Source organism: Clostridium sp. CM039 (genome assembly GCF_055081075.1).
In genome coordinates, this window is record NZ_CM143649.1 from 3,070,497 (window position 1) to 3,083,377 (window position 12,881).

The window sequence follows — 12,881 nt, forward strand, 5'->3', positions numbered from 1 at the left end:
GTATGATTCGGAGGAGAATAGAGAATGAGTTTATATAAAGAGTGGACAGATATGGTGGTTGATTATGTTAAACGTAAAGGAGAACCTGCATTTTGGCATGATTATGGGGAAATAGAAAAACGTGTCTATACAAAATTATTATCAAACCATAAAGATGAAGTTAAGGGTACAATGGACGAGCTTGCAAAATACTTTGATGTATCTAACATATATTTCATGGGATTTGCTGATGGGATAAACGATAGTCTTTTAGACCCTATAAAACTAGAAGAAACTGAAAGTGATACAAAAGTAGATTTCAAAATAGATTTTGAAAAACTTTATTTCAATATGCTAGACGCAAAAGCAGATTATTTATATGAACTTCCACAATGGGAAGGGATTTTTTCAAAAGAAAAAAGAAGAGAAATTCAAATAGCTTATAGAGATTCCAAAATGGTGGTCAATAACGACAAAATCGGAAGAAATGACACTTGCCCCTGCGGAAGTGGGAAAAAATACAAAAAATGCTGTGGGAAATAATATAGTATAATTATGTAAAACAATATATGAATTGTAGTAAATAAAACTTTGCACTTTTGTGGTAAGTTTTATTTATTTTTTTTGCATTTTTTTATAATTTAATCAATTAGATGCTATTCTAATAAAAGGATAAATATATTAATTAACGAAGATATTGTTGGTAAAATAACAATATCTTTCCTGTGGGGGTTGTTTTTTTCAGTCATCGGGGTAATATTATGACTATACTAATCAGAAAGGAGTTTTTTATGTATCAGATCTTTTATAAATTGGATGAAGAAAAACAAAATAGAATTATTAATGCAGGGACGAATATATTTTCTATAAAGGACTATAAACATGCATCAACAGACGATATTGCAGCGGAGGCTAAAATTTCCAAAGGTTCATTATTTCAATATTTTAAGAACAAAAAGTCATTATTTATTTTTTTATATGAATATGCTATGAAGAATTATGAGAAAAAAGTGTACGAAAAGTTTAATTTTGATGAGAAAGATTATTTTAAAATGCTTACGCAAAGTCTGAATTTTACAATGGTTCTTTTAGAAAAATATCCTTATATGTATAAATTTGTGATTAAAGCGAGTTGCGAAAAAATGCCAGAGATTGCTGACTCAATGAAAGAAATCAATGATAAAATCGAAGAAAAAATGTATAAGCAAATGTTTGAAAAAATCGATTTAAATAAGTTCAAAGATGGCACGGATATTGAAAAGCTAAATAAAATGATTGGATGGTGTTCAGAAGGAATCTGGAACGAAGGTGTTAAAAATCATTCAAGTATGAGCGAAATGTATGAACAGGCACTTGATATTTATGATTTTTATAAAAATGCAGTATACAAGGAGGAATATCTATAATAAACAATATAATTGTATCAAGATTACAGGGGGGATTATTAATGAATGCTATTGAAATCAAAAATTTGACTAAAAGTTATGGTAAAGCAAGAGGTATTACAAATGTAAGTTTTAATGTTGAACAAGGAGAAATCTTTGGTTTTATTGGACCTAACGGTGCAGGTAAATCAACAACGATAAGAACGTTATTATCTCTGATTTATCCTACTAGTGGTAGTGCTACAATTTTCGGTAAAGACTGTATAGAATTTGGTCCTGAGATAAGGAAGGAAATAGGATATTTACCGTCAGAAATTTTTTATTATGATAATATGAAAGTTATTGATTTACTAAAGTATTCTGCTAGTTTTTACAAGAAAGATTGTAGCAAAAGAATTACAGAACTAGCTGAGATAATGGATCTTGACCTCAATAAGAAAATTGATGATTTATCTTTTGGGAATAAAAAGAAAGTGGGTATTGTTCAAGGCCTGCTACACTCACCTAAACTTATTATACTTGATGAGCCCACTAGTGGACTTGACCCGCTTATGCAACAAAAATTCTTTGAGCTTCTTGAGGAGGAGAACAAAAAAGGTGCAACAATTTTACTTTCTTCTCATATTTTAAGTGAGGTCCAGAGGCTATGCAATCGTGTTGCAATTATTAAAGAGGGGAAAATAATAAAGGTTGATAAGATTAGTACATTACAAGAAAGTAACCATAAAAAAATTAAAATTGAGGTAAAATCAAAAATAGATGATAATTATTTTAAAATCAGTGGAGTCGCCAATTTAGATATAAAGGATAATGTAGTAAGCTTTTTGTTTAGTGGTAATATTAATTTTATTATGAAAAAGATTTCGGAAATAGAAATAAGTAATCTTTGGATTGAAGAGCCAGACCTCGAAGAGATCTTTATGCATTACTATGAAAAGGAGGACTAAAAGCTATGAATATGTTTCTTCATGAATTAAAGACTTATAGGAAATCCACTATTATATGGACTTGTTCTTTAATAACACTTGTTATTCTTTTCTTATCAATGTTCCCCGCTTTTTCAAAGGAAGCTGAGGCATTTAAAGAAATAATGAAAGGATTTCCAGAGCCAGTAAGAAAAGCAATGGGATTCTCTGTAGATAGTATGTCTTCTATTTTAGGGTTTTACTCCTATATGTTTTTATATACAACACTTTGTGGTGCCATTCAAGCTATGAATCTAGGAACCTCCATTGTATCAAAGGAAGTTGGCGCAAAAACAGCAGATTTTCTTTTAACTAGGCCTGTTACTCGCAGGGCGATTATGACATCAAAGCTAATGGCTGCATTAACCTGTCTTGTAATTACTAATATAATCTACTTGTTAGCTTCTAGCATTATGGTGTCCATTGTTTCAAAAAAAGACTATAGTTACAAGCTATTTTTTATGATTTCTATTACATTGTTTTTCGTTCAGATTATGTTTCTTGCTTTGGGGATTATAATTTCAGTTGTGATGCCAAAGATTAAATCGGTGCTACCTATTTCCCTTGGTACTGTATTTACATTTTTCATTATTGGTATGTTTGCAGCTACATCGGGAGATGCTGCCATGCGTTACGTTACTCCTTTTAAGTATTTTGACGCAAATTACATCATCAAAAATTCAAGTTATGAGGTTTCATTTATTATAATAGGAATAGGATTTATTGCTTTTGCAATTACTGCCAGCTATTTTATATATTCTAAAAAAGATGTTCATGCTGCTTAGATATGTTAACACTTAATATTTATTAATGAATGATACGAGGGGGTTAGTTTATGAATGTATTTATTGTAGAGATGAGGGCCCATAGAAAAGGGCTTATTATATGGGCTTTTGGTATTTTATTTATGGTTATTGCTGGTATGGGCAAATATGTTGCATTATCAGCCTCAGGTCAGTCAATGAATGATTTATTTGATCAAATGCCAAAATCTATGCAAACAATCTTTGGTATAGGTAGTTTTGATTTGTCAAAGGCTAGTGGTTATTATGGAATGCTCTTTTTATATTTGGCGCTTATGGCAACTATTCATGCTGCTATGCTTGGGGCTGATATAATTTCAAAAGAAGAGAGAGATAAAACTGCAGAGTTTCTACTTTCAAAACCTATTTCAAGAAATAAAATCATAACATCAAAACTATTGGCAGCCTTTGTGAATGTTTTAATATTTAATATTATTACTTTGGTTTCTTCGATCATTGTGGTAGGGAAATACAGTAAAGGGGAAGCAGTAACCACAGAGATAGTAATCTTAATGAGCGGAATGTTTGTTTTGCAGCTTATATTTATGTTTATTGGCACGGCCATAGCTGCAATAAGCGAAAATCCAAAGACTGCAACATCAATATCTACAGCAGTTCTTTTAATAACGTATATGTTATCTATGGCAATAGACTTAAGCGGTAAATTTAAAAATGTTAAATACTTTACACCATTCAAATATTATGAAGCTAAGAATTTGATTAATGGTGGTGGTTTTCAATTGAGTTTTGTAGTTTTATCAATTATAATTATTTCAGCAACCATAAGCATCACATATGTGTTTTATAAGAAAAGAGACTTGAGCATATAGAATGCCATTCGAATTTTAGTTATAACATGGGGGTTTATCCATGTTATTTGTTTTTAACGACATTCCAGCTCCGCAGGAGATGATTTAATGAGAGTTCAGAAGGTGGATAGCTGCGCAGGTAATGATTTGGTTTGTAATTTTGAAATATGTGATGCAATCTTATATTATATTTATGATAAATGTAATTTAAGTGAAATAAAGGAGAGCTAAAAATGAATATAACTATAATTTGTGTAGGAAAAATAAAAGAAAAGTATTTAAAAAGTGCTATAGATGAATATACAAAAAGATTATCTAGATATTGTAAACTTAATATAATTGAATTAAGTGATGAAAAAACTCCTGATAATGCCTCTGAAAAGGAAGAGGTTATAATAAAGGACAAAGAAGGAGAGGCAATAGTTAGAAGCATAAAGGATAATGTGTTTGTAATTGCTCTAGAGCTAAATGGAAAGACGTTATCCTCAGTGGAGTTGTCCAATTATATAAGGGATTTAGGTATAAGAGGTGACAGTAATATAGCTTTTGTTATTGGAGGTTCATTGGGACTATCTAAGGCTGTTTTAGAAAGAGCTAATTATAAATTATGCTTTTCAAAGATGACTTTTCCACATCAATTATTTAGAGTAATGCTACTGGAACAGGTTTATAGAGGGTTTAGAATAATAAGTGGGGAGCCGTACCATAAGTAACGTAGACTTTTCTCCAAATTACTGATATGACTGGTTTCAAAAGAGATAATGGTGATCTAAAGCGTATCATAATTTAAATGAATTACAGAAATAGTAGCTATCCAATTGCAACTGGGGCTGCTATTTTTTGAGACTTTTTTTATCTGTAACACTATTAATGTTAATAGTGTTATTAAGAATTATCATGCCTACAAATAGCAGTAGTAAAATGTAGTTAATATTTAATTAGTTTAGAATGAATTAATCCAGACAAATTAAAGCACAAAAAGACAGAACTAAGATTCTATATTCTGATATACTTTAGTTTAGGTAAGAAGTTAGGAAATAATTAAGGTTATTATAGGGAGGACGTATTAGATGGGAGATTATTATAAAATTAGGGGAAAAGATATCTATACTGAAATTCTAGGAGAGGATTCATCACCAGTATTGTTATTTATTCATGGTGGGCCCGGTGGAATTGGTGTTGTAGATTTTATTCAATATCAAGGGGAAAGATTATCAAAGAACTTTAAAGTTATAGCTCCAGAGCAAAGGGGAGTATGGAGATCTGAGGCTATTTTAGATGAAGAAAATATTTCACTAGAAGATATTATTGAAGACTTTGAAGAATTAAGAAAAAAATTACATATAAATAAATGGTCACTGCTTAGTCACTCATTTGGTGGGTATATTGCTGTTCTTTATGCTAATTTATACCCTGATTCTATTGAATATATGATATATGAATGTCCGTCTTTTGATTTTGCACTTTCAGAGCGTTCTATGCTAAAGGCGGCAGCTAATGAATTAGCTAAGTTAGGAAACCCTATATTGGCAGAAGAATATTTTAAAGCATTAAAAGATATTAAAGATTACAAAGAAATTAATAAACTTCTTATGAAGGCATTAAATGAGCTTGGAGGGAACTGTAATAACTTTATGTGGTATGGAAATGATAAGCGAATAATTGAAAAAATAGCTGTGGCTACTAAAGATGGTGGAAGCTTATGGCGTAAATCTACAAATACAAGAATGAAATTACTAAAGGATTGGCGAGTATATAATGATGTATTTACTGAATTATCAAATGTAAATAAGTCTTCTTTATTAATTAAAGGTAAATATGATCCAATAACTTGTGAAGTACAAACAGAGGAATTTATGAAGCGAGCGAAAGACAAACAAGTGGTTACATTTGATTTTTCTGGTCATTATGCTAGAATTGAAGAATCTGATAAGTATTGTGAAGTTATAACAAGTTATATATATAAGATGATGAAATAAGTGGAATTTCATATAATGATTTTGAAAGGAGAGGAGGAAGTTAGAAATAATTACATTGCTTAACAATACACTTGAATACATTGAAAGAAATTTGGACGCAGTACTTAATATAGATGACATATCAAAAGTTGCATGTTCATCACGATATCACTTTCAGCGTGTTTTTTATGCATTAACAGGATTTACAGTAACTCAGTATATAAGAAATCGCAGACTTACCCTTGCCGCAGAAGAGTTGGTTGCAACAGACAAAAGAGTAACTGATATAGCATTGAAATATGGTTATGAAAATCCCGAAGCATTTACCAAAGCTTTTAAAAGATTGCATGGGATATCACCATCAGCTTTAAAAAAGCTTAATGGAAAAATTAAAGCTTTTCCCAAAATTTCTTTTCAAATATCAATAAAAGGAGAATATGAAATTATTTATAGAATAGTTGAAAAGGGAGATCTCAAAGTATTTGGTGCAGAATTTGTAACAACGGCGCTTAATGATGCTGCGTATGAGGAGATACCCAAATTTATTAATAAGATTTTTAAAAATGGAACACATGATAGGATAAATGAACTTCGAGGAAACCCCAAAGGCACTTTGTTAAATGGATTTCATTATGGATTTGAAGAAGATGGAACAAGAAAATATATAATGGGAGATGAAATTCTCGAAGAAGATATACCAGATGAATTTACTATACTAGAGGTACCAAAACTTACATGGGCAGTATTTGAAGGTAATGGAGCTGTGCCCAATAATTTGATTATACAAGATATTTGGAGACGTATATATTCAGAATGGTTCCCCTCTTCTGGATTTGAACAAACGGAGGGGCCATGTATTGAAAAAAACTTTTGGAATGATGATGGGCAGAGTGGATATAGATGCGAAGTATGGATTCCTATAAGGAGAAAATAGATTAATTAGTATAATATATTTATACCATATTCCTAGTAGACAACTTAGGAAAAGTCTACGTTATACCCGTTACGGTGAACCATACCATAAGTAACGGAGAATTTATTTGTGGTACAGTTCACCTTGCTTAATACGAGTTTATCGAAATCTGTAGATGTATTCTTAAAGTTATCCACAACCATAGTATGAAACCTCCACTTTATCAACATTTTATTCATATTAGTATACAGTCATTTGTCATCTCCAACTAATATTATTTAGAATATGGATAAATATATCTATGCCAGTACTCTTAAATGTTGCATATATTATATGGAACAAATAATTTGTTTTAATTATTTGTCCCATGTTTATAGTTGTCTAGTATTAATGGAGATGAGAAAATGGACAAGAACAACATTTTTTTAAAAATATATGGAATATCTGGAATATTGGGCATCCTTTCTAAAATATTCACAAGCATACAAACTTCATATACTATACTTTTGGTGCTTATTAGTTTAGATACTATTACAGGAATATATACTGCTATAAAATATAAAAGGTTTTCAAGTGTGGGATTACGTAAATTTACTAAAAAAGTTAGCACTTATACACTTTCCATAATTACAGTTAAATTGTTAGAGAATATTATAGTTCCAATAGTAAATACAAGCATGTTATCTCAAATTGTTATAGCTTTTCTAGCAATTACAGAGAGTATAAGTATTTTAGAAAATCTAACATTAGTCGGAGTGCCTATACCTTCTAATTTTTTACCTTTATTGATTAAGACCTTAAAGATACCAGGATTAAATAATTTGTTGGAAGATTCGAAACACAAGAAGGAAGAATCCTCTGCTATTGATGATATTGATGATATAGTAAATTATCAAATTCCTACTTTTGAGGATAAATATATGAGGATGTTTTTAGAAATTAAATATGATGTATGGAAGTCTATTATTAATCAAATCATGCTTATAAATGAAACTATTCAGGATAATCCAGATATTTTGTTTTGTAAGATACTATCATTAGTAGAGTTAGGCATTAACGATACGAATAAGAGATGGGTAGAAGAGAAAATTCCAATTAAATATATTGAAAAAATATCGCAAGAACATCAGTCTAAAATAGATAAGTGCATAGAGAAGCTAAAAATCATTTGTTACTCTGAGAAAACTACAGGGGAGAAAAAAGATCAGATTATTGATTGTATTCTAATAGCTTTATATCAAACAATAATTGATGCACGTAAAATGATATAATAATAAATCCTAGCTTCATTTGAATTCTAGGATTTATTATTAGTATAATTACTACTATAAATAGAATAGAAGGGAGGGATTATTATAGATGAGTCACAATTATTAAAAGGCATTTTAGAAGGTAGCGTATTAAGCATTATTTTTCAGGGTGAAACTTGCGATAAAAATATTATGAGGATTTTAAAAAAGTGTATTAAAGGACTAAAAAATGAAAATTAGTGAGGTGTGTTTATGCTAAAAGTTATTGTTGTTGGAGGAGGACCTGCTGGTATCATGGCAGCTATCAGTGCAGCAAAAAATAGTGAAGTTATATTAATAGAAAGAAACAAAGAAATTGGTGCAAAGCTAAAACTTACGGGTGGAGGCAGATGCAATATTACAAATAATAGAGATATAGAGGAATTTTTTGATAAGATAGTAAGTAATAAGAAATTTCTATATAGCGCTCTTTATACATTTTCAAATAATCAACTTTTAGAATACTTTAAAGGAATTGGATTAGAATATAAGGAGGAGCTTGACCAAAAGATATATACCAAAAGTAATAGGGCCGATGAAGTTATAGAATTACTGAAAAATGATTTAGAAAGAAATAATGTTAAGATTATGTATAACAGTAAGGTTCAAGGGTTGATAGTTGAAGATGGACAAATTAAAGGTGTAGTAACGGATGATGGCAAGCGGATTTTAGGCGAAAAGGTAATTGTTACAACAGGAGGAAAGAGCTACCCAGATTCTGGTTCAGATGGTTCTATGTTTGAAGTATTAAGTAAATGTGGACACACTATAACACCTTTATACGCAGCATTAATCCCATTAGTTATAAAGGAAGAGTTTGTTAAGAGTTTACAAGGCGTTGCAATGAAGGATGTTGTAGTTTCAGCTAAGATTAAAAAGAAGAGTATAGAAAAGTTTGGTGATATGATATTCACTCATTTTGGAATATCAGGACCAGCAGTGTTAAAGCTTTCATCTTATATAAGCAAAGCTTTAGGAGAGGGAGAAGTACAAGTTACTTTAGATTTTTTAAGAAATAAGTCTAAGGAGGAAATATCAGAGATTATGTGGAGCAATCCAAATAAGACTGTACTTAATAATTTAAAAGGCATTCTTCCACAAAATTACTTGAAAGAAATATTTGATATGTTAGGAGTAACAGAGGTTAAGATTAATGACTTAAAGAAGACTGATGAGAATAAGATAATTACTTATATGAAGGAAATGAAACTAACAGTTAGAGAAACTTTATCGATTAAAGCAGCTCAAGTAACTTCAGGTGGAGTTAAAGTTAAAGAAATAAATGCTTCAACTATGGAATCAAAACTTATAAAAAATCTTTATTTTGCAGGAGAAGTTATGGATATTGATGCTGAGACAGGTGGATATAATCTTCAAATGGCATTTTCTACAGGATACTTAGCGGGAAGCAATTAAGCACAGAAGGGTACATGTAATACTTTTTCATGCAATTTTATTGACAAGAAAATACTTCGGTGATAGAATTAAAATATAATTCGTAACAAGAACTAATTCGGAGGAAGTTTATGGATATAAACAAAATAGAGCAAATTATTTTTAATCATATTGATGAGTTTAAGGTTTTGTTTTTTCCAGAACAGTGGAGTGATATATTCTTAGATTTTTCTAAGAATGAAATATTAGCATTATTATTCTTGCATCGAAAAAAGAATGCTAATATGACGGAAATAGCAGAGTACATAAATGCTCCATTAAATACTGCCACAGGGGTTATCGCTAGATTAGAAAAAAAGCTAATGGTAGAAAGAATAAGAAGTGCAGAGGATAGAAGAATAGTTTTAATAACCCTTACAGAGGTTGCAAGTACTGTGATTGAGAAGGAAAAGGCTATGATTGTTAAATATTTTATTGAGATTTACGGAAAGCTTACCGAGGAGGAAATTTCTTCAGCTTTAAGTATTTATAACAAAGTACTGGGAGTTTTTAAGGGAATTAAGAATCCAGTTAAAGAAGATGTTCCTGTTAAAAAATTAAGAAAAATAATTATTGAATAGCTCAGTGAACCTGAGTTATTTTAAGAAGAAATACTTCGTTAAAAGAACTATTCAATTAAAGAATTAAAATTAGGAGGGTTGATATGAAAAGAATAATTATTTTTACTGGAAAAGGTGGAGTGGGTAAAACAAGCGCCGCAGCAGCTCATGCACTTAAGGCTTCAATAGAGGGAATAAAAACTTTAATTGTTAGCACTGATATGGCACATAACTTGAGTGATATTTTTATGCAACAAATAAAGAATGAGCCTACAGAAATGCGGGAAAATTTATGGGGGCTTGAAATTGATCCTAATTATGAAATGGAGAATTATTATGGGAGTATTCAAGCTGCTTTTAAAAAAATGATGGTTTTTAAAGATGAAGAGCAAGCAGAAAGTTTTGAGGATATTGTTGTGTTTCCAGGAATGGAAGAGCTATTTTGTCTTTTGAAAATTAAAGATTTATATGACAAAGGTACTTATGACCTAATAATTGTGGATAGTGCACCCACAGGAGAGACCATATCCCTTTTAAAATTTCCAGAGCTTATGAGTTGGTACATGGAGAAATTATTTCCCATTGGAAAGGTTGCAATGAAAGTGCTCAGACCTATCTCTAAAATAGCATTTAAAATAGAAATGCCTGATAAGCAAGCTATGAATGATATTGAAAAACTTTATATAATGCTAACAGATCTTCAAAACTTATTTAAGGATAGAGAGAGTTGCAGTATAAGATTGGTTACAATTCCTGAAAAAATGGTTATTGAAGAGACCAAGAGAAATTACATGTATTTAAATCTTTATAATTTTAATGTAGATGCAATATATATTAACAGGATAATACCCCAGGATATAGGTAATGAATTTTTTGATGAGTGGAAATGCATTCAAGGAAAGTACATGGAAGAAATAGATTCAGTATTTTTGAATTTACCGAGGTTCAAAATTAAATGGTATGAGGTAGATATTAATGGAATTTGCGGCTTAGAAAGGATAGTTGTGGATTCTCTGAATGTTAAGGATATATTTAAGGTTCAAAAAATAACCTTTAACGAGAAATTTGAAAAGGTTGAGGGTGGTTATAAGCTTCAAGTTTATGTGCCCTTTGGAGATAAAAAAGACTTAGAACTGTATGAAACTGGTTCCGATATATCCATAAAAATAGGTAATTTTAAGAGGAATATTCCTTGTCCAAATTCACTGAGAAAGTACTCAATAAGTAAAGCTGATTTTAATGAGGATTATCTATCTATTTATTTTGATGAGAAGGTGGATTAGATGAATGGTGAAATAATTAAAAAATTGATAAGAATAGAAAAACTTAAATATGAGGTTATAAAAGATGTTTTGCCAGAAAAAATCTTGCACAAGATCAATAACTTTGAGAAGGAAGCAATTATCCTTATTAAGGATATTGGATTGGATCTTATTAACGAGGGTTGTGAAAAAGCGGAAGAGGAAGCAAACCAAGAGATTAAAAAGGTTAAAGTAGATTTTTTATAATTGAATTGGAGGGATTAAAATGAGAATTATTTTATATACAGGAAAAGGTGGAGTTGGAAAAACTAGTGTCGCATCAGCCACAGCCTGCCAGATTGCAAAGCAGGGGAAAAATGTGCTTATAATGAGCACTGATCAGGCTCATAGTCTTTCCGATGCCTTCGGTGTAAAGCTATCGAATACACCTACCCAAATTTCAGAAAATTTAGAAGCTATAGAGGTGGATGCTCTTATTGAAAATGAAGCTATTTGGGGGAATATCAAAGGCTATATAGAAAAATTGATGCTTTTAAAAAATGCAAAAACCATTGAGGTTGAAGAATTACTGGTTTTCCCAGGGTTCGAGGATCTGATCTCCTTACTTAAAATTAAACAGATTAATGATGAAAATAACTATGAGGTGTTAATAGTTGATTGTGCTCCTACTGGCGAAACTATGTCGCTTTTGAAGTTTCCAGAGCTTTTCAAGTGGTGGATGGACAAAATTTTTCCTATGAAAAGAAAGATGGCAAAAATTGCAAAGCCAATAATTGAGCATACAGTAAAGATTCCGCTTCCTGATGAGAGAACTTTTGATGAAATAGAAATGCTATATAAGAAAATTGATGAACTCCATAAGTTAATGCTCCAAAAGGATAAGGTAAGCCTTAGAATAGTTACTACTCCAGAAAAGATTGTTATCAAGGAAGCTAAAAGAAATTTTTCTTATTTGCATCTCTATGATTTTAATGTAGACGCAATTATTGTAAATAAAATAATTTCAGAAGAGGGAGGGAAAGGATATTTCGAAAAATGGATGAAGCTTCAAAGTGAAAATCTTAAGGAGATAAGTGAAAGTTTTAGCCCGGTACCAATTTTCAAAACTGAGTTAATGCATAGCGAGGTTAGGAATTATGAGGTCCTATTAAATATGGGAGAAAGTATATTTAAAGAAGTTTCTGCAGACAAAGTGCTCTTTAAAGACAAAATTTTTGAAATTGAAAAATCAAGTACAGATGAAAGCTATTATTTAAATATCAATATGCCTTTTGTAGATAAAAATGAATTAAATTTACTTCAAAATGGAGATGAAATTAGTATTTCCATTAAAAATGAAAAACGAAATTTTGTACTTCCACAAAAATTACAATCAAAGGAAATCATTAAAGCCGGTTACAAGGATGGGAAATTAAGAATACAATTTAATTTTAGGGAGCAAAAAGTGAAATATATTTAGTAGATATAAGAAGTTCTGATTATCTTAAAATCAATATTTTAGCTAGGGTAGCAGGTATAATTCGT

Annotated in this window: 15 protein-coding genes; all 15 read left to right on the forward strand. The window is 30.5% G+C overall.

What is annotated here, in order from left to right:
* Positions 1-24: 24 nt before the first annotated feature.
* A complete protein-coding gene (locus ACWJJ2_RS14270) occupies positions 25-522 on the forward strand; it encodes an SEC-C metal-binding domain-containing protein (RefSeq protein WP_216302109.1) in 498 nt (165 codons plus the stop codon).
* Positions 523-770: 248 nt separating this feature from the next.
* Positions 771-1,385, forward strand: coding sequence for a TetR/AcrR family transcriptional regulator (locus ACWJJ2_RS14275; RefSeq protein ID WP_220286240.1), 615 nt, complete (start codon positions 771-773; stop codon positions 1,383-1,385).
* 41 nt (positions 1,386-1,426) lie between these two features.
* Positions 1,427-2,311, forward strand: a complete 885-nt coding sequence (locus ACWJJ2_RS14280; protein ID WP_216302107.1) for an ABC transporter ATP-binding protein — start codon at positions 1,427-1,429, stop codon at positions 2,309-2,311.
* Between the two features lie 5 nt (positions 2,312-2,316).
* Positions 2,317-3,114 carry an ABC transporter permease subunit gene (locus ACWJJ2_RS14285; protein ID WP_462953418.1) on the forward strand — a complete coding sequence of 266 codons (798 nt, stop codon included), beginning with the start codon at positions 2,317-2,319 and terminating at the stop codon, positions 3,112-3,114.
* A 50-nt stretch (positions 3,115-3,164) separates the two neighbouring features.
* Complete coding sequence (locus ACWJJ2_RS14290) at positions 3,165-3,962, forward strand: ABC transporter permease subunit (RefSeq protein WP_220286242.1); 798 nt, start codon at positions 3,165-3,167, stop codon at positions 3,960-3,962.
* Positions 3,963-4,049: 87 nt separating this feature from the next.
* The gene (locus ACWJJ2_RS14295) at positions 4,050-4,172 is read left to right on the forward strand and encodes a hypothetical protein (RefSeq protein ID WP_462953419.1); all 123 of its coding nucleotides are present in this window, start codon (positions 4,050-4,052) and stop codon (positions 4,170-4,172) included.
* Between the two features lie 2 nt (positions 4,173-4,174).
* The gene (gene rlmH, locus ACWJJ2_RS14300; RefSeq protein ID WP_220319886.1) at positions 4,175-4,654 is read left to right on the forward strand and encodes a 23S rRNA (pseudouridine(1915)-N(3))-methyltransferase RlmH; all 480 of its coding nucleotides are present in this window, start codon (positions 4,175-4,177) and stop codon (positions 4,652-4,654) included.
* Positions 4,655-5,011: 357 nt separating this feature from the next.
* On the forward strand, positions 5,012-5,920 hold the full coding sequence (locus ACWJJ2_RS14305) for an alpha/beta fold hydrolase (protein WP_462953420.1): 909 nt from the start codon (positions 5,012-5,014) through the stop codon (positions 5,918-5,920).
* 55 nt (positions 5,921-5,975) lie between these two features.
* Positions 5,976-6,833 carry an AraC family transcriptional regulator gene (locus tag ACWJJ2_RS14310; protein ID WP_462953421.1) on the forward strand — a complete coding sequence of 286 codons (858 nt, stop codon included), beginning with the start codon at positions 5,976-5,978 and terminating at the stop codon, positions 6,831-6,833.
* Between the two features lie 383 nt (positions 6,834-7,216).
* Positions 7,217-8,083: a phage holin family protein gene (locus ACWJJ2_RS14315; protein ID WP_165411753.1), complete on the forward strand. Its 867-nt coding sequence runs from the start codon at positions 7,217-7,219 to the stop codon at positions 8,081-8,083.
* A 231-nt stretch (positions 8,084-8,314) separates the two neighbouring features.
* A complete protein-coding gene (locus ACWJJ2_RS14320; protein ID WP_216302095.1) occupies positions 8,315-9,517 on the forward strand; it encodes a BaiN/RdsA family NAD(P)/FAD-dependent oxidoreductase in 1,203 nt (400 codons plus the stop codon).
* A gap of 110 nt (positions 9,518-9,627) precedes the next feature.
* Positions 9,628-10,116 carry a MarR family transcriptional regulator gene (locus ACWJJ2_RS14325; RefSeq protein WP_220286245.1) on the forward strand — a complete coding sequence of 163 codons (489 nt, stop codon included), beginning with the start codon at positions 9,628-9,630 and terminating at the stop codon, positions 10,114-10,116.
* Positions 10,117-10,199: 83 nt separating this feature from the next.
* A complete protein-coding gene (locus tag ACWJJ2_RS14330) occupies positions 10,200-11,378 on the forward strand; it encodes an ArsA family ATPase (RefSeq protein WP_216302093.1) in 1,179 nt (392 codons plus the stop codon).
* A complete protein-coding gene (locus ACWJJ2_RS14335; RefSeq protein ID WP_216302092.1) occupies positions 11,379-11,603 on the forward strand; it encodes a hypothetical protein in 225 nt (74 codons plus the stop codon).
* A 19-nt stretch (positions 11,604-11,622) separates the two neighbouring features.
* Positions 11,623-12,816, forward strand: a complete 1,194-nt coding sequence (locus ACWJJ2_RS14340) for an ArsA family ATPase (RefSeq protein WP_462953422.1) — start codon at positions 11,623-11,625, stop codon at positions 12,814-12,816.
* Positions 12,817-12,881 lie beyond the last annotated feature (65 nt).